At 73.0% G+C, this 16,028-nt stretch carries 18 protein-coding genes; 10 read left to right on the top strand and 8 right to left on the bottom strand.

The window, feature by feature from the left end; genetic code table 11:
* The first annotated feature begins 3 nt into the window (after nt 1-3).
* The 4 genes from ACFWM7_RS12230 to ACFWM7_RS12245 all read left to right on the top strand — a co-directional run bounded on the left by ACFWM7_RS12230 (nt 4) and on the right by ACFWM7_RS12245 (nt 3,774).
* Nucleotides 4-945, top strand: coding sequence for an ABC transporter ATP-binding protein (locus ACFWM7_RS12230; RefSeq protein ID WP_383258894.1), 942 nt, complete (start codon nt 4-6; stop codon nt 943-945).
* On the top strand, nt 932-1,843 hold the full coding sequence (locus ACFWM7_RS12235) for an ABC transporter permease (protein ID WP_383258803.1): 912 nt from the start codon (nt 932-934) through the stop codon (nt 1,841-1,843). Before ACFWM7_RS12230 ends, ACFWM7_RS12235 begins: the two co-directional genes overlap by 14 nt.
* A gap of 236 nt (nt 1,844-2,079) precedes the next feature.
* On the top strand, nt 2,080-2,670 hold the full coding sequence (locus ACFWM7_RS12240) for a TetR/AcrR family transcriptional regulator (protein WP_383258806.1): 591 nt from the start codon (nt 2,080-2,082) through the stop codon (nt 2,668-2,670).
* A 96-nt stretch (nt 2,671-2,766) separates the two neighbouring features.
* Nucleotides 2,767-3,774 (top strand): hypothetical protein, encoded by a 1,008-nt coding sequence (locus ACFWM7_RS12245; protein WP_383258808.1) that lies wholly within the window; start codon nt 2,767-2,769, stop codon nt 3,772-3,774.
* Between the two features lie 7 nt (nt 3,775-3,781).
* Here the strand turns inward: ACFWM7_RS12245 and ACFWM7_RS12250 are convergent, their stop codons facing one another.
* Entirely contained in the window at nt 3,782-5,140 is a 1,359-nt protein-coding gene (locus ACFWM7_RS12250) for a serine/threonine-protein kinase (RefSeq protein WP_383258809.1), read from the bottom strand.
* Nucleotides 5,141-5,350: 210 nt separating this feature from the next.
* Here ACFWM7_RS12250 and ACFWM7_RS12255 point away from each other — a divergent pair, with 210 nt between their 5' ends.
* Nucleotides 5,351-7,465: a SpoIIE family protein phosphatase gene (locus ACFWM7_RS12255; protein ID WP_383258811.1), complete on the top strand. Its 2,115-nt coding sequence runs from the start codon at nt 5,351-5,353 to the stop codon at nt 7,463-7,465.
* 86 nt (nt 7,466-7,551) lie between these two features.
* Nucleotides 7,552-8,307 carry a DUF1838 family protein gene (locus tag ACFWM7_RS12260; protein ID WP_383258814.1) on the top strand — a complete coding sequence of 252 codons (756 nt, stop codon included), beginning with the start codon at nt 7,552-7,554 and terminating at the stop codon, nt 8,305-8,307.
* Here ACFWM7_RS12260 and ACFWM7_RS12265 read toward each other — a convergent pair.
* A complete protein-coding gene (locus ACFWM7_RS12265; protein ID WP_383258819.1) occupies nt 8,304-9,854 on the bottom strand; it encodes an MFS transporter in 1,551 nt (516 codons plus the stop codon). The genes ACFWM7_RS12260 and ACFWM7_RS12265 overlap by 4 nt on opposite strands.
* Nucleotides 9,855-9,918: 64 nt before the next feature.
* Here ACFWM7_RS12265 and ACFWM7_RS12270 point away from each other — a divergent pair, with 64 nt between their 5' ends.
* Nucleotides 9,919-10,317, top strand: a complete 399-nt coding sequence (locus ACFWM7_RS12270; RefSeq protein ID WP_383258822.1) for a MerR family transcriptional regulator — start codon at nt 9,919-9,921, stop codon at nt 10,315-10,317.
* Nucleotides 10,318-10,670: 353 nt separating this feature from the next.
* Here ACFWM7_RS12270 and ACFWM7_RS12275 read toward each other — a convergent pair whose 3' ends face one another.
* The 6 genes from ACFWM7_RS12275 to ACFWM7_RS12300 form a co-directional block, all read right to left on the bottom strand.
* Nucleotides 10,671-11,429 carry a calcium-binding protein gene (locus tag ACFWM7_RS12275; RefSeq protein ID WP_383258897.1) on the bottom strand — a complete coding sequence of 253 codons (759 nt, stop codon included), beginning with the start codon at nt 11,427-11,429 and terminating at the stop codon, nt 10,671-10,673.
* Between the two features lie 144 nt (nt 11,430-11,573).
* Nucleotides 11,574-12,455, bottom strand: a complete 882-nt coding sequence (locus ACFWM7_RS12280) for an HAD family hydrolase (protein WP_383258825.1) — start codon at nt 12,453-12,455, stop codon at nt 11,574-11,576.
* Nucleotides 12,456-12,542: 87 nt separating this feature from the next.
* Nucleotides 12,543-13,019 carry a MarR family transcriptional regulator gene (locus ACFWM7_RS12285; protein ID WP_383258828.1) on the bottom strand — a complete coding sequence of 159 codons (477 nt, stop codon included), beginning with the start codon at nt 13,017-13,019 and terminating at the stop codon, nt 12,543-12,545.
* A 167-nt stretch (nt 13,020-13,186) separates the two neighbouring features.
* Nucleotides 13,187-13,396, bottom strand: coding sequence for a DUF397 domain-containing protein (locus tag ACFWM7_RS12290; protein WP_383258831.1), 210 nt, complete (start codon nt 13,394-13,396; stop codon nt 13,187-13,189).
* Between the two features lie 17 nt (nt 13,397-13,413).
* Entirely contained in the window at nt 13,414-13,623 is a 210-nt protein-coding gene (locus ACFWM7_RS12295; protein WP_383258833.1) for a DUF397 domain-containing protein, read from the bottom strand.
* Nucleotides 13,620-14,456 (bottom strand): Scr1 family TA system antitoxin-like transcriptional regulator, encoded by an 837-nt coding sequence (locus ACFWM7_RS12300; RefSeq protein WP_383258902.1) that lies wholly within the window; start codon nt 14,454-14,456, stop codon nt 13,620-13,622. The genes ACFWM7_RS12295 and ACFWM7_RS12300 overlap by 4 nt, the downstream gene beginning before the upstream one ends.
* A 108-nt stretch (nt 14,457-14,564) precedes the next feature.
* On the opposite strand from ACFWM7_RS12300, the gene ACFWM7_RS12305 reads away from it, so the two are divergent.
* From ACFWM7_RS12305 to ACFWM7_RS12315, 3 genes are read left to right on the top strand one after another with little or no spacing between them, the layout of a single operon-like run.
* Complete coding sequence (locus ACFWM7_RS12305) at nt 14,565-14,825, top strand: hypothetical protein (protein WP_383258836.1); 261 nt, start codon at nt 14,565-14,567, stop codon at nt 14,823-14,825.
* Nucleotides 14,822-15,229 carry a hypothetical protein gene (locus ACFWM7_RS12310; protein ID WP_383258839.1) on the top strand — a complete coding sequence of 136 codons (408 nt, stop codon included), beginning with the start codon at nt 14,822-14,824 and terminating at the stop codon, nt 15,227-15,229. Before ACFWM7_RS12305 ends, ACFWM7_RS12310 begins: the two co-directional genes overlap by 4 nt.
* A gap of 5 nt (nt 15,230-15,234) precedes the next feature.
* Nucleotides 15,235-15,666 (top strand): hypothetical protein, encoded by a 432-nt coding sequence (locus ACFWM7_RS12315; protein ID WP_383258842.1) that lies wholly within the window; start codon nt 15,235-15,237, stop codon nt 15,664-15,666.
* Nucleotides 15,667-16,028: the final 362 nt, after the last annotated feature.

Below are 16,028 nucleotides of genomic sequence, written 5' to 3' on the forward strand. Positions count from 1 at the left end.
ACCATAGGCGCCCCCGTCATCCGCACCCGCGGCCTGACCAAGCGTTACCGGGGCGGCCAGCTCGCCGTGGACGGCCTCGACCTGACCGTGCCCGCCGGCAGCGTCTTCGGCTTCCTCGGCCCGAACGGCTCCGGGAAGACCACCACGATCCGGATGCTGATGGGCCTCATCGACCCGACGTCCGGCACCGCCGAGGTGCTCGGCCGCCCGATGCCGGCGGCCGCCCGTACGGTGCTGCCGAAGGTCGGCGCGCTGATCGAGGGGCCCGCGCTGTACGGCTTCCTGAACGGCCGGGACAACCTCCTGCGGTACGACCGGGCCGACCCCACCGCCGACCCGCGCACCCGCCGCGCCCGCGTCGACGAAGCCCTGGCACGGGTCGGGCTCGCCGCCGCGTCGGCCAAGAAGGCCAAGGCGTACTCGCTCGGCATGAAGCAGCGCCTCGGGCTCGCCGCCGCCCTGCTGCGGCCGCGCCGGCTGCTGGTCCTGGACGAGCCGACCAACGGCCTCGACCCGCAGGGCATGCGCGAGATCCGTCTCCTGGTCCGGGAGCTGGCGGCCGAGGGCACCACGGTGTTCCTCTCCTCCCACCTGCTGGACGAGATCGAGCAGGTCTGCACGCACGCTGCGGTGATGGCCCGGGGCCGGCTCATCGTCCAGGGCCCGGTCGCCGACCTCGCCGCGGGCGCCCGGGGCCGGCTCGCCGTCACCACCCCCGACCCCGGGAACGCCGCCCGCATCCTCAAGGAGCACGGACTCACCGGCCTGAGCGCCGACGGCGACCGGCTGACCACCGACGCCCCGCCCGCCGCCGTGGACCTCGCCGACCTCAACGCGGCGCTGGTGGGCGGCGGGGTGCGGGTGCGGTTCTTCGGCGTCGAGCGGGGTTCGCTGGAGGACGCCTTCGTCGCACTCACGGGAGAGGGATTCGATGTCGCAGGCTGAGAAGTCGCAGGCTGAACGGGCGTTTCCCAGCGATTCGCGGGGCTCCCGCAGTCCGCTGTGGACGCTGGGCCTCCTCCGGTCCGAGATCACCACGCTGCTGCGCCGCCACCGCACCTACGCCCTGCTCGGCGTCCTGGCCGCCGTCCCCGTCCTCATCGGGATCGCGGTCCGGATCGAGACCGGCGGCGGAGGCGGGGGCGGGGCGGGCGGCCCGGACGGCGGGGCAGGTCCGGCGTTCCTCGCCCAGGTCACCAACAACGGCGTCTTCCTCGTCTTCGCCGCCCTCGCCGCGACGCTGCCGGTCTTCCTGCCGATGGCCGTCGGCGTCGTCGCGGGTGACGCGATCGCGGGCGAGGCGAGCAGCGGCACCCTGCGCTATCTGCTGGTGGCCCCGGCGGGCCGGACCCGGCTGCTGCTCGTGAAGTACGCCTCCGTCCTCGCCTTCTGCCTGGTCGCGACCCTGGTCGTGGCGGCGTCGGCGCTGGCGGTGGGGGCGCTGCTGTTCCCGGTGGGCGAGGTCACCACGATCTCCGGAACCCGGATCGGTATCGGCGAGGGGCTGGTGCGGGCGGGACTGACGGCGCTGGTCGTCGCGGTCTCCCTGACCGGGTTCGCCGCGCTCGGGCTGTTCGTCTCGACGCTGACCGGCAGCGGGATCGGGGCGATGGCGGCCACCGTCGGACTGCTGATCACGGTGCAGATCCTGGACAGCATTCCGCAGCTGAGCGGTGTGCACCCGTATCTGTTCGCGCACTACTGGATGTCGTTCGCCGATGTCCTGCGCGAACCCGTCCACTGGGACGACCTGATCAAGAACTTCCAGCTGCAGGGGCTGTACGTCGCGGTGTTCGGCTCGGCGGCCTGGGCGCGCTTCACGGCCAAGGACGTCACGGACTGAGAGAGCGCCCGGGAGCGGGTGCAAGGGGTCTGGCTTGATCGGATCGGCGGGGGCCGCACGCGCCGTCGGCCGGGCGAGCCGTCCCCCGATCGGCTCGTCGCGGCACGAACGGCACGAACGGTGCGGACCACCGGAACGACACGACACGGTACGTTCCGTTTCCGCCTGGGTATGGTGCGGTCTTTGGCGACGAGATGTCAACAAGAGATTGGCTGGAACCCCCCTATGCTCACCGAATGATCACATCGCCGAGCAGTGTGCGACGTAGCGAACGATCACGCCGCGCGATCCTGCGGTCCGCTCTCGACCTGTGTACGGAGCGGGGGTACGGGCACGTCACGATAGAGGCCATCGCGGCCGACGCCGGGGTCAGCAAGAAGACGATCTACCGCTGGTGGCCGTCGAAGGGCGCGGTCCTGCTGGAGGCGTTCACGGACGCCCTGATCGACGCCACCCCGTTCGTGGACACCGGCGACATCGGCGCCGACCTGCGCTCCCACGTCGCCGGCGCGGTGAAACTGCTCTCGGTCCCGCCGTTCGGCCCCGCCTACGCGGGCATCCTCTCCGAGCTGCACCACGACGACCTGCTGGCCCAGCAACTGCGGGAGCAGCTGGTCGACCCCCGCGTAGAGGAAGCGATCGGCCGCCTCCGCAGCGCCCAGGACCAGGGCCAGATCCCGCCCGGCGCGGACCTCCCGCTGGCCGTGGAGATGCTGTACGGCCCCGTCTACTACCGCCATGTGCTGCGCAAGCCCGTCCAGGACGAGGAGACGATCGCCACCCTCGTGGACCACGTACTGCGCTCGCTGCGGGCGCCGGGGTACTGAGGCGGGTTCCTGGGGGCGGGGCTCTCGCCCGTGCGGGGGAGGGGGATCGGTCCGGCGGTCGATGTCACCGGTCGCGGTCGATGCGACGTTCAGTGCATGAGTACCCGTGACATGAACACTTGGCGGCAGCAACGGCCATGGCCGCACCGGGCGGGCCGGGCCGCGCTGGTGTGGGCGGTGGCGTACGCCGGTTTCGGCCTGGCGTGCGTGCTGAGCGGAACCCCCTTGCTCCACATCAGGGGTGATGGGACGAGCCTCGGGCCGGCGTGGGCGGTCGTGGCGGTGGGCATGACGGCGGCTCTGATCAGCGCGGCGGTGGTGCGGTACGGGATGCGGCCGGCTCTGCGGGTGCTGCTCCTGTCGGTCTGCGGGCTGACCGGGGTCATCGCCTTCGGTCTGCTGATGGACGTGATCACGCTGATGGTCGGCCAGGGAGTGGACAGCCCGGCGTCCGCCGCGAACAAGGCCCTGTCGGCGGTCGGGGCCGTCCTGCTCGCGGCCACCGCCCGCTCCGACCGCCTGGCCGCCGTGCCCACCGGCACCGCCGCACCGAAGCCGTCCGCCGCCCCACGGTCCGCCCAACTCACGGCCTGGGCGGGCACGCTGGCGTTTCTGCCCTACGCGGCGATGAAGACGTACTGGGCCTCCGGCGGCACGTTCGCGGGGGTCACCGGCGGGGAGATGCTCGCCGTCTCGGAGCGGAACGGCGCATCGGGGATCTTCCTCGCCCTGGAGTCCTGGGGCCTGGACCCGACCGCCCTGCTGGCCCTGCTCGGCGTGTTCCTGCTGTGGGGCCTGGTCCGCCCCTGGGGTCAGGTCTTTCCGCGCTGGACGCCGTTCCTCCGCGGCCGACGCGTACCGCGCTGGCTCCCGCTCGCCCCGGCTCTGCTCGGCGCCGCCACGCTGGCCCCGTACGGCGTCGTCGGGGTCGGCTACCTGGCCCTGGTCACGGGTGGCGCGGTGACGATGGGGCGCGGCGACTTCGCTTCCGAGGGCGACGCGCTGCTGGTCGCCTGGACCGGGATCACCGCCTTCGCCGTCTATGGCGTCGCCCTGGTCGTCGCGGCCCGCTCGTACTGGCTACGGACGCGTCCCGCCGCCTGACCGCCCCCTACAGGAAGCACTCCAGGATCAGCGGCAGGTCCTGCAGCCACTCCTGGAGGCGGGACTTCCTGCGGGCGGCGATGACGCACGGGTGGGCCGTGCCGTGGTGCAGGTGGACGACGACCTGGAGGTGCTTGGGGCCCTCGGCCGCGTACGTCACGGTGCGGATCTGCGCCCAGGTGTAGTGCGTCTCCGCGCCCTCCGGGCCCAGCGTGATGCCCGTGGGGTCGATCAGGAGGGAGCTTCCCGGGCCGACCGCCACGAACGAGAGGTCGGCGTCGGCGTCGGGTGCGCCGCCGAACGGGGTGAGTCCGGTCGCGGCCTGGTGCGGCAGGAGGTAGTCGGACGGGGCCGGGTACGGCAGCGGGCCGTTGGGCGTGGCCTGGTGCGGCAGCGGGAAGTGGGGCGGGGTCTGCTGCTGGTACGACGGCGGAAAGGCGTTGGACGGGGTGTACGACGGTTGCCGGTGCGGCGGCGGAAAGGCGCTGGAGGGGGCGTACGACGGTGGCGGTGGGAGCACCGCCACCGTGGGGGCGTACGCCGCGGCGGGCGGGGGCGTCACGGTGTCCGGTACGAACAGGTCCAGCAGGCCCGCCGGCGTGGGCCGCTCCTCCGGGTCCTTGGCCAGGCATGCCGCGAGGACCGGCCGCAGCCCCTCCGGCACGGCGGCCAGGTCCGGCGGCTCGTGCACCGACCGGTACATCAGGCCCATCGGCGTACCAGCCCCGAACGCGCTGCCGCCCGCCGCCGCGACGAGCACCGCACCCAGCGCGAACACGTCGGCCGCGCCGCCGACCTCCAGCCCCTGCGCCTGCTCGGGCGCCAGGACCCCCGGGGTGCCGAAGGCCACGCCGGTGGCGGTGAGCCGGGTCGACTCCAGGGCCCGGGCGATGCCGAAGTCCAGGACCCGGGGCCCGTCCGGCGCCATGATGATGTTGCCGGGCTTGAGATCGCGGTGCACCAGCCCGCAGCCGTGGATCGCCGCCAGCGCCTCGGCGAGCGCCGCGCCCAGCCCCCGCAGCCGCGCCTCGTCCATCGCCCCCTCGGCCTCCAGGAGCGCGGAGAGGGTGGGCCCGGGGATGTACGCCGTGGCCAGCCAGGGCGCCGCCGCATCCGGGTCCGCGTCCACCACGGGGGCCGTGTGGAAGCCGCCCACGCTGCGGGCGGCGGCGACCTCGGCGCGGAACCTCTCCCGGAAGTGCGGGTCGCCCGCGAGCTCCGGCCGGGCCACCTTCACGGCCACCGCCCGCCCGCCGCGGGAGCGCGCCAGATAGACGGTGCCCATCCCCCCGGCGCCCAACTCCCGCTCCACGGCGTACCCGCCGATCCGCTCCGGCAGGCCGCTGCCGTCCGCCCCGTGCTCCATGCGCTGAACGCCCCCCTGTGCTTCGGCGTGTTTCGGCGGTTCAGTATGACGCAGGGCCCGACAGTCCTGGCGCGGTGTCACGCCTGCGTCCGCGTCCGCCCGTCACACCCCTGCCGCCCACCGGTGGCCGCCCCCGGCGCTGCGGGTGATGCTGGTCCGGCGCGTGCCGGCCCGGCTCCGGTGCGCCGGAGCCGGAGGGCGGGTGGAGCCGTGTCGGACAGCGAGAACCCGGCCGGGCCCGGGAGGGCCGCGCGGCCAGGAGGCGGTCTCGACGAGGCGCTTCTCGCGGTGCTGTTCAGGCAGTCCGCCGTCGGCCTCGTCGTGCTCGACCCGCGGCTCCGGCTCGTCCGCGCCAACTCGCTCGTCGAAGGCGTGGAGACCGGGGAGTACCTCGGGAGCCGCTTCACCGAAGCGTTCCGGCTCGACGACCCGGACGGCACCGAAGAGCTCATGAAGAGGGTGCTGGCCGGTGACGGACCGGCGCGCGACCACCTCGTGCGGGGCCGGCTGCGGCGGATCCCCGGCGACCGGGTGTTCCTGGTCTCCGCCTACCGCCTGGACGGCCCCGGCGGCCCCGACGCCCCCGCCCTCGGCCTGCTGGTCGCGGTCGTCGACGTCACCGAGCGGGAACGGGCCCGGGCCAGGGAAGCCGCGCTCGCCGCCGTGCGGGACGCGGTCGGCGGCTCCCTGGACGTCGCCACCACCTGCCGCGCCTTCGCCGACGCCCTGGCACCCGGATTCGCCGACCTCGCCGTCGTGGAGGTCGTGGACGACATCCTGCGCGGCGCCGAGCCGCCGGTGGGCCCGCTGCCGCCGGGAACCCCGCTGCGCCGCGCCGCGAGCGGCCGGTGCGACGCCGCCCGGGACACGGCGGAGAGCGGGAGCGGGGCCCGGGCGCGCTCGGCGGGCACGACCCGCCACCTCCCCGTCCTTACGCCGTACGCGCTCGCCGCTGCCGACCTGCGGGCCCGGCTCGTCCCGCTCGGGCCCGACACCCCGTGGCTCGGCACCGACCCGGACGGGGCGCGCGCCGTCGCGGAGACCGGCGCGCACTCCCTCATCGTGGTGCCCCTCACCCTGCGGGGCGCGGTCCTCGGGCTGGTCAGCCTCTACCGCTGCGGGACGGCCGAGCCCTTCGACGAGGACGACGTGTCCCTGGCCGTCACGGCGGCCACCCGGGCCTCCCTCGGCATCGACAACGCCCGCCGCTACGAGCGCGAGCACGTCATCGCCTCGACGGTCCAGCGGCGGCTGCTCCCGCAGGCCGAGCGGCAGCAGGCCGCCGTCGACACCGCGCACGTCCTGCTGCCCGGCCGGGACAGCGGTTGCTGGTTCGACACCATCGCCCTGTCCGGCGCCCGCACCGCGCTCGTCGTCGGCGGCGTCGCGGGCGAGGGCCTCCAGTCGGCCATCGCCATGGGCCAGTTGCGTACGGTGATCCAGGCGCTGGCCGTCCTCGACCTGGAGCCGGAGGAGGTCCTCGCCCGGCTCAAGGACACCGCCGACCGCCTCGCCCACGAACGCGCCTCCCTGCCGCCCGCCGACGCACTCCACGGCGAACCCCTGAGCGCGGGCTGCGTGTACGGGGTGTACGACCCGTTCACCCGCACCTGCACCGTCGCGCGCGCCGGGCACCCCGCGCCGCTGATCGTCGGCCCCGACGGACGGGCGGTCGCCCTCGACGTACCGGAGGGGCCCGGCCTCTTCTCCGCCGACAGCGCCCTCTTCGCCCCCGCCACCGTCACCCTGGAGGAGGGCAGCCTCCTCGCGTTCTGCACCGCCGACCTGCTCTCCGGCGACCGCGCCGCCGAACGCATCACGCGGGCCCTCGCCCGGCCGGGCCGCAGCCTCCAGCAACTGGGCGACGACATCGTGTACGCGCTGCCGGACGACACCCGCGCCGCCGGTGCGGCCCTGCTCCTGGCCCGTACGGGTACCGTCTCCGACCACCTCGTCGCCACCTGGGACCTCGCCCAGGACGCCACGACGCCCGCCACCGCCCGGGTGCTGGTGCGCGACCGGCTCCAGGGCTGGGGGCTGGACGAGGACACCGTGGAGGCGACCGAGCTGATCGTCAGCGAACTCGTCACCAACGCCGTCCGCTACGGCACCCCGCCGCTGCGGCTGCGCCTTCTGCTGGACTCCACGCTCACCTGCGAGGTCCACGACGGCTCCACGGCCGCCCCGCACCTGCGGCACGCCCGGACCGTCGACGAGGGCGGCCGGGGCCTGTTCATCGTCTCCCGCCTCGCCTCCCACTGGGGGGCGCGCCACGGGCCGGACGGCAAGGTGCTGTGGACCGAGCAGGACCTGTCGGAGACCTGAGGGCGGCCGCGCGGCTCCGGCGGCTCCGGTGCCCCGGCGGGGTGAATCGCGCCCACCGCGCCCGCCGATCGCGCACAGTGGTCCGTATGACGACACCCGCTGAGCTGCTCCGCTCCTTCGCCCGCACCCGCGCCTCCCTCGACGGCGACGAGGTCACGTACTGGTGGTCCGGAGACGTCTACTCCTGGGCCCCCGACGAGCCCTACCAGCGGGTCTTCGGCTTCGAGGGCCTCAACGTCGCCCGCCTGGTCCAGGACCCGGACGCCGGGCCGGACGCGTACCAACTGCTCACCCGCGAGGCCGCGTTCTACCTGGATCCCGTCAGCCGCGAGATCCTGGAGACCTGGCAGGACCTGCCGGTGGTGCACGTCTGGAACGACCCGGCGAACCAGAAGTGGCGTCCCTTCCCGATCCCGACGACCGACCTCGGGGATCAGCTCTGCTTCAGCCTGGAGATCCCGCTCGCCTACCCGTCGCCGCTGCCGGTGGCCCAGTACCCGGTTCACTCGGCGGGGGACACCTACCAGGCCCTGGAGCTCTTCCAGTTCTTCGCGGACCGCGCCGACCTCGCGGGCCCGGCGCCCGGCGTCCCGGCCACCATGTCGTGGAGCCGGATGTCCCCGTGGCTGCCGTGGATGGCCCGGGGGCAGCGGCCCGGAGGTCTCACCTTCCACTGCCGGGGCCGCAAGCTCGGCGCGTACACCGAGGTCCCTGAACGCACCCGGGCCTACATTGACGCCCACCACCCGGAGTTCGCGCACGCCCCGGAGACGTGGAGCGAGCCGAACGAGACCAGCTGGACGTACTTCCGCAAGCTCCACCCGCCCCAGGGCAAGCTCTAGGACCGGTCCGGGCGGGTGCGGGGCAGCAGCACCACGGCCAGGACCGCCAGCGCCGCGACGAGCAGGGCGCTGATCCCGCTGACGACGTTCAGGCCGTCGGTGAACGCGGCGCGGGCGGGTTCGAGCAGGAGACCGTGCAGCCCGTCGGGGAGATCCTCCGCCACGGCGAGGGCGTCGGGCAGGCTCTCGCGGGCGGATCCGGCCTCTGGCGCGGGCACCTCGGCGGGGGCCGCGCCGGTCATCCGGTCGCGGTAGACGGCGGTGCCCACGCTGCCGAGGACCGCGACGCCCAGGGAGACGCCGAGCTCGGTACTCGTCTCGGACATCGCGGCGGCCGACCCCGCCTTCTCGGGCGGGGCCGACCCCACGATCAGCTCGGTGCCGAGTACGAACATGGGGCTGATGCCCAGGTAGACGACGACGAAGCCGGCCACGAGGACGGGAAGCCCTCCGGCGCCGTCGACCTGGGTGAGGATCAGATAGCCGACCGCCGAGATCGCCAGCGAGGCCCCGATGACGTATGCGGCGGGCACCTTGCGGGCCAGCGCCGGCGTCAGGGTGGACGCCACGACGAGCGCCCCGGCGGCGGGCAGCAGCCACAGTCCCGCCGTGAGCGGCGAGAGCCCCTCCACCAGTTGCGTGTACTGGGTGATGAGCAGGTAGACGCCGCCCATGGCGGTGATGCTGAACAGCTGGATCCCCAGGGCGGCGCTGAACGAACGGTTCCTGAACAGGGTGACGTCGAGCAGGGGATCGGCCAGCCCGGACTGGCGGCGCACGAACAGCACGCCGAAGACCGGACCGGCGGCCAGGAGGACGACGGGCAGCAGCGCGGGACCGCCCTCGGCCAGCTCCTTGATCCCGTAGACGACCGGCAGGACGGCGGCGAGGGAGAGCACGACGCTGGCCGGATCCAGCCGGCCCGCCCGGGGCTCGCGGTATTCGGGAAGCAGCACCGGGGCGGTCACCAGAAGCAGGAGCATCACCGGCACGCCCAGCAGGAAGACCGAGCCCCACCAGAACGTCTGGAGCAGCACCCCGCCCAGCACGGGCCCCAGCGCGACACCGGCCGAGAAGCAGGTGGCCCAGACGCCGATGGCCGTGCCGCGCTGCCTCGGGTCGCGGAACATGTTGGTGATCAGCGCGAGAGTGGACGGCATCAAGGTCGCCCCCGCCACCCCGAGCAGCGCGCGCGTCGCGATCAGCATCCCGGGGCTGGTGGCGTACGCGGCGAGCGCCGATGCGACGGCGAAAGCGGCGGCGCCGATCATCAGGAGCTTCCGGCGCCCGATCCGGTCGCCCAGCGTGCCCATCGTGACCAGGAACCCGGCGATCATGAAGCCGTAGATGTCGGCGATCCAGAGCAGTTCGCCACCGCTCGGGCGGAGGGCGAGGCTCAGATGCGGGACGGCCAGATACAACACGGTGGCGTCCATGGCGAGCAGCAGGGTGGGCAGTGCGAGCACGGCCAGACCGAGCCATTCCCGGGCCCCGGCCGGCGGTGGGGAGGTGGGCGTGTGCAGCGTTTTTGTTGTTTCCGTTGACATGCCGCGTAAGCTAAACCCTCACGTCGGCGTCAGAGTCAACTCGCTTTCGGGGGCTGGTCATTACATGCGTATCGGCGAGTTGTCCCGGCTGACCGGAGTCAGCGAACGGGCCCTGCGGTACTACGAGGAGCAGGAGTTGCTGCGTCCGCTGCGCCGGCCCAGCGGCTACCGCGAGTACAGCGACGCTCATGTCGACACGGTGCGCAATATCCGCACGCTGCTCGCCGCCGGTCTGGGCACGGTGACCATCGCCGAGGTCCTGCCGTGCATGGTCGACGCGGACGGCCAACTCGCGGTCGCCTGCCCCGAGCTGCTGGACGACCTGGTCAGGGAACGGGACAGGATCACGGCCGCCATGGACGAACTCGCCGCCGCGCGAACGATGTTGAACACGATCATCGCCAGGCCCGCCCCGGCGGGGGCGGACGTGGCGATGGACTGTGACGAGGCGGTCGGGGCGTAGGCCCGGGGCGGGGGGCTCGTGCTCGTAGCCCCGGCCCGGCGCGGCGGGTGCGTAGACCCGGCCGGGCCCGGCCGGGCGTGCAGCTCCGGCCCCGGCACGGCTGGTGCGTAGGCCCGGCCTGGGCCGGCTGGCGTGTGGCCCCGGCTCAGCGCGGCGGGTGCGTAGGCCCGGCCGCCCGGGCGGGCGTGTAGCTCCGGCCCCGGCGCGGCTGGCGTGTGGCCCCGGCCCGGCACGGCTGGTGCGTAGGCCCGGCCTGGCCCGGGCGGGCGTGTGGCCCCGGCCCTGGCCCGGCTGGCGGGCGGGGCCCGGCCCCGCCCGGGCCGGCGGGCTCAGGGGTGGGCCGGGCCCGGGCTCTAGGGGAGCGTGATGTTCCGGCCGGGACCGCCCTCGGTCGTGTCCTTCCCGGTGCCGCCGACGATCACGTCGTCGCCGTCCTCGCCGTGCAGCATGTCGTCTCCGGAGCCGCCGAGCAGGATGTCGTCGCCGTCCCCGCCCATGACGTGGTCGTCGCCCGGGCCCGCGTACACGACGTCCTTGCCGTCGTAGGCCTCGATCATGTCGTCGCCCCGGCCGCCCCACAGCCACTGGTCGCCTTCGACGGCCATCAGGTGGTCCATGCCGTCGCCGCCGTCGAGGACGACGCGCCCCATGACCATGTCGTCGCCCTCGTCGCCCCGGACCGTGTGCGCGGTGTGGGCGTGCAGCATGTCGTCGCCGGGGCCGCCGCTGACGGTGGCCACCCCGGGGTCGCTGGTGGCGATCTCGTCGTCGCCGTCGCCGAGGAAGACGTCGATCCGGTCCGGCCGGGCGCTGTCCGTGGGCAGTTGGCAGACGACGTACGTCTCGACGCCCGGTTCCAGGTACGTGCAGTGGTCGCCGGGCTGGAGCGGGACCGCGTCCCGGAAGCCGATCCGCCGGACCCCGTCGCCCTGGTCCATCGGGACCACGTGGAGGTCGTTGACCTGGCCCGGGGCGGCGGTGAAGGTGATCGACTGCTTCGCCCAGTCGGCTCCGATACGGGCCTTCGCCTCGGTGGCGGCGGAGGCGGCGGGCGCCGCGATCACCGGGCCCGCGGCGAGGCCGGTGGCGAGCAGGGTCACTACGGCCGGCATCCTCTTGCGCTTCACGACAGCTCCTCGGTGGGTCCGTGGGGGTTTCCCGCCCGCCCGCGTGGAGCAGGCTGAGGCAGGTGCATGTCAAGCGGTACGCGTGGCGGTGGGGCGCCACGATCGTGACGGCAGCCTACCCGCCTTGGTCTAGACCAAGCTAGGGTCCGGCGCGACCCCGGTGTCGACCGGTGCGGCTCCGGTGCCGAACAGCCGCTCCAGGACCACCGCGACCCCGTCCTCCGCGTTCGACAGCGTCACCTCGTCGGCCGCCGCGCGCAGCTCCGGGTGCGCGTTGCCCATGGCCACCCGGCGGCCCGAACCGGCGAACATCGGCAGGTCGTTGGGCATGTCGCCGAACGCGACGGTTCGCCCGGCCCCGATCCCGAGCAGCTCGGCGGCCGCCGCCAGCCCCGTGCCCTTGTCCACCCCGCGCGGGGCCAGCTCCACCGTGCCGGGCCCCGCCATGGTCACCGTCGCCAGATCGCCCACGGCCCCGCGCGCGACGGCGGCCAACTCGTCGTCGCCCAGCACCGGGTGGCGCACCAGCACCTTGATCACGGGCCGTTCCCACAACGCGGCCCGGGAGGTGACGCGTTGGGCGGGAAGCGTGGGGTTCGGCATCCGGTACCCGGCCTCGATCAGTGTCACCCCGTCCACGCCGTCCTGGTCCACGGCGGCGAAGACGGCCCCGACCTCCGCCTCGATCTTGCCGAGCGCGGTGTCGGCGGCCTCCCGGTCCAGGGCGACGGAGCGCAGCAGCCGGCCGGCGTCGGCGTCGGCGTCGGCGTCGGCGTCGGCCTCGTACAGCTGGGTGCCCTGGCCGCAGACGACGAGCCCGGTGTACGCCAGGTCCGCGAGCAGCGCCCGTATTCCGGGGACGGGCCGCCCGGTGACGATCAGGTGCCGGGCGCCCGCGGCGGCGGCGAGGGCGAGCGCGGCGCGGGACCGGGCGCTCACGGTGTTGTCCGGGCGCAGCAGGGTGCCGTCCAGGTCCGTGGCGACGAGGGCGTATGCGGGGGGCGTGGGCATGGGCCACAGCCTAGAAGGGCCCGAACAGCTGTTTGCCCGCCAGGGGTGGGTGGGGCGGGCCGTTCCATGACCTGGGCGGGGCCGTTGTCAGTCCACTGCCCCGCCGGCGTTACGGATGAGCTGCCGCAGCACCTTCACCGTGGTGACGTAGTCCGCGTCGGGGATTCCTTCGTGGAGCGCGGCGCGGATGGCGGGAGCATTGCGCTTGAGGTCGAGGCGCGCCTGTTCCCCCGCCTCCGTGATCCGCAGCCTGTCTTCCCCGCCCCGTCGCAGCCATCCGCGCTCCACGAGCCCCTCGGCCTCGACCGCCAGGTCGTCCTCGGGCCGGATGTACGAGGCCATGGCCTGCTGGAGCTCGGGGAGGGTCATCCCTGCGCCGTCGGGTGAGATGTCGTTCGCCGACAGATTGCGCAGAAGCCAGAACTGCGGCTGGGTGTAGCCCTTCTCGGCCTGCCGCTCCCGGGTGTACGCGATCAGCGCCTCGTAAGCGACACCGGTCCAGTAGGCGGCGGGTTGTCCGGCGAGTTCGGCGTCGCTGAGCTGCTGCTGCTCCTGATTCGACATGACGCATGCTCCCTCGGTGGTGCGATCCGAGGCCCGCGCGATGGCGCGGGCCTCACAGACAACGACCGTAGGACCTCAAGCATGGTTGAGGGCAAGGGGGAGGTTCGGCGTGGAGCTGCCCCACCGTGCTCGCACGGTGGGGCTGTTGCTCTGTCGGGTCGCGCGGTTCAGGCGGTGCCGAAGCCGCCGGCCCGGACGCCCGCCACGAAGGTGGTGAACGCGGCGGCGGGCACGGTGAGGACCGGGCCGGTCGCGTCCTTGGAGTCGCGGACGGGGACGATGCCGTGCGGGGCGGCGAGGTTGGTGGCGACCTCGACGCACGCGCCGCCGTTTTCGCTGTAGGAGGACGTGAACCAACGGGGGGTCTCGGTTGTCACGGGGGGCCCTTCCGTAGTTACGGGTGCTGCAACTCTCCGGACTTGATGCCCACGACGAACGCGGTGAATGCGTCGGCCTGAACGCTCAGGCTCGGGCCGGTCGCGTTCTTGGAGTCGCGGACGGGGACGATGCCGTGCGGGGCGGCGAGGTTGGTGGCGACCTCGACGCACTGGCCGCCGTTTTCGCTGTAGGAGGACGTGAACCAACGGGGGGTCTCGGTTGTCACGGGGTGCCCTTTCGCAACTGCCTGAACATGTCTACGGATGCGGCCTGGGAGGGGGCCAAGGCCTGCATCTGATGGTAGGCCGTCAGATGCTGCACCACCGAGCCACTTTCGCGCTCCAGATAGCCCTGTTGCGCCGACTCCGCGTACGACATGAGCGAGCGGTCCGGCAGGGTCAGGATGGTAATCGGCAGGCTGAACGGGCGGTGCTCTCCCATGGTGAACGGCACCATCTGGATCACGGTGTTGTGCTGCTCGGCGAACTCGATGAGGCGGTCCATCTGCGCCTTCATGACCTCCGGCCCGCCGACCGGTCGGAGGAGGCAGCTCTCGTCCAGCAGCGCGAAGACCAGCGGCGGCTTCTCCCGGACCAGGGCAGCCTGACGTTCCGCGACCAGAGCGACCCGCTCCTGGGCCTGGTCCGCGGTGATCACTTGCCGCCTGATGACGCTGTCCGCCAGGACCGTCGCGTACTCCAGGGTCTGGAGCAGCCCCGGGATGACGCCGACCTCGTACAGCCGGATCTCCGCCGCCCGGCGCTCGTAGTTGAGGAACTCCGGGAAGCCCTCCAGCAGGCTGCCGTGCTTGATCTGGCTCAGCTCGCGCTCGAACGATGCCTCGGTGCCGGTGAGGCCCAGCGCCCGGTCCGTACTACGCGAAAAGCGCAAGGTCGCGAGTTTGCGACCAGTTTCCACGGACGAGATGTGCGTGCTGGAGTAGCCGTTGTGGTTGCCCAGCTCCTCCTGCGTCCAGCCTCGCTTCTCCCGTAACTCGCGCAGACGTGCACCGTAGGCTGCCTGCGCGGAGCTTTCCGGGTTCAAATCCTTGATGTTCACCGGCCCCGCCCCCGATCTTCCGTGCCGAATAGGCAAGTTGAATGACTCCTCACGGTAGGTCACGCTGAATCGCCCCGGTAGTCATACGGCTACAGAGAGGAGCGATAGGTGTACGGCGAGAACGTTTGCCCGAACGCGCAGCAGCCTCCCGACCTCCCGGCCCTCGGAGCGCTCATGGTGGACACCGCACGCGGTGACCGCGTGGGCGAGTTCCGTGGGGTTGCCGGCCCCTATTGGTCGCTTCGCCCGGTGGGCGGCGGGGCTGAGTGGGAGGCTGAGCCGCACCGGGTCCGGCCCGCGCTCCTCATAGAGCAGCTCCGGGCCAGGACCGCCCGCCTCAACGCCCGAAGCAGGGGTGAGGTTCTGTGAACGCCCGTCACCGGCAATTCACTTGGTACGTCGCCGAGAGCCACGGCGGCGACGCGACGCGGTCCGTCCGGCTCGGCGGCGTCCTCGTACCGACGCGGCGGCTGGCCCTCCGATGGCTGCGGCGGCAGGCCCGGCGCTTCGCGGACGCGCTCGATCCGGACCCGTACACCCCCTGGGTTCCGAGCCGCGCGCTCTACCCGGTCGGCGCGGCCGGCCTGCGCGACGCACCGGCCGAACTCCGTTTCTGGGTAACCAGTTTCCGTGAGCACGACTACGCGCTGGAGCGGCTAGCGGACGGGCTGCCGTACGAATTCGTCGCCCGGGACGCCGCGTCCTGGTACGGGCTCGTCATGCGCCCCTTGGCCGCCGCCTGCACCCCTTCCCCTTCTCACCGGCAAGGATGAGCGCCATGTTGCAGTGCACCGCCTTCACCGAACTCCCCGAGATGGGCGCGCGGGTCGCGCTCATGGGTCTGGAGGACGAGCCCGGCGAGGCGACGGAAGCCCCCGAACTGGACGATTTTCTGCTGTGCGAGCTCGGCGAGCACGAGGAGACGGTCGAGCACGCGGCCCAGCTCCCGTCGGTGTCGGCCTCCGGCGGGCGTGACCTGTGGATGTTCTGGACCGATGGCGACGGACGCCGGAAGTTCCGCTTCGCCGAGCTGCTTCCGTGCCCGGCCGTGATTCACCGGCTGTCCGTGCAGGACGGCGACGCCTGTGTGCTGTACGACCGGCACCCGGCCGCGCATTCCTGGGACGTGACGGATCCGCTCGCCGACCTGATGGCGGAGCGGATCAGGGAGGACGTACGGCGCGACCGGGAAGGCGGCGGAGCCACCTAGCTCCGCTTGCGGCTGACGGTGCTCCGGGGCTTCCGGTGAGCGTCCCGACGCCGGTGCGCTGGTTCGCGTGGTCGAGGGCGGCGCCGACACGAGCGGCCCACCTGAAAGCTCTCACCAGGTGCTCGTCCATCGCGTTCCTGCTCTCTCGGCCGTACGTCGTTTTCCTGTATGGCGCATCTACCGTCCGGGGAGGTTGCCCGACGGTCTTCCGCCGCGGCTCTCTGCCGATCGGCAGATGTACGAAGGGGGCCCCGCGCGACAGCCTTGATCTTGCGACGACCGATACAGATGCCGCGAGACCAGGGGGAGTTCGTCATGTCCGACACCGTCACAGAAACGTCCGCCGAAACGCCCGGCGACAT

The organism is Streptomyces sp. NPDC058375, assembly GCF_042723425.1.
Taxonomy (GTDB): Bacteria; Actinomycetota; Actinomycetes; order Streptomycetales; family Streptomycetaceae; genus Streptomyces; species Streptomyces durocortorensis.

Bases quoted from the DNA above. Each gene is read 5' to 3' on its own strand.
- ACFWM7_RS12235 (WP_383258803.1), top strand. From the start codon at position 932: ATGTCGCAGGCTGAGAAGTCGCAGGCTGAACGGGCGTTTCCCAGCGAT.
- ACFWM7_RS12240 (WP_383258806.1), top strand. From the start codon at position 2,080: ATGATCACATCGCCGAGCAGTGTGCGACGTAGCGAACGATCACGCCGC.
- ACFWM7_RS12245 (WP_383258808.1), top strand. From the start codon at position 2,767: ATGAGTACCCGTGACATGAACACTTGGCGGCAGCAACGGCCATGGCCG.
- ACFWM7_RS12250 (WP_383258809.1), bottom strand. From the start codon at position 5,140: ATGGAGCACGGGGCGGACGGCAGCGGCCTGCCGGAGCGGATCGGCGGG.
- ACFWM7_RS12260 (WP_383258814.1), top strand. From the start codon at position 7,552: ATGACGACACCCGCTGAGCTGCTCCGCTCCTTCGCCCGCACCCGCGCC.
- ACFWM7_RS12265 (WP_383258819.1), bottom strand. From the start codon at position 9,854: ATGTCAACGGAAACAACAAAAACGCTGCACACGCCCACCTCCCCACCG.
- ACFWM7_RS12270 (WP_383258822.1), top strand. From the start codon at position 9,919: ATGCGTATCGGCGAGTTGTCCCGGCTGACCGGAGTCAGCGAACGGGCC.
- ACFWM7_RS12275 (WP_383258897.1), bottom strand. From the start codon at position 11,429: ATGCCGGCCGTAGTGACCCTGCTCGCCACCGGCCTCGCCGCGGGCCCG.
- ACFWM7_RS12280 (WP_383258825.1), bottom strand. From the start codon at position 12,455: ATGCCCACGCCCCCCGCATACGCCCTCGTCGCCACGGACCTGGACGGC.
- ACFWM7_RS12285 (WP_383258828.1), bottom strand. From the start codon at position 13,019: ATGTCGAATCAGGAGCAGCAGCAGCTCAGCGACGCCGAACTCGCCGGA.
- ACFWM7_RS12315 (WP_383258842.1), top strand. From the start codon at position 15,235: ATGTTGCAGTGCACCGCCTTCACCGAACTCCCCGAGATGGGCGCGCGG.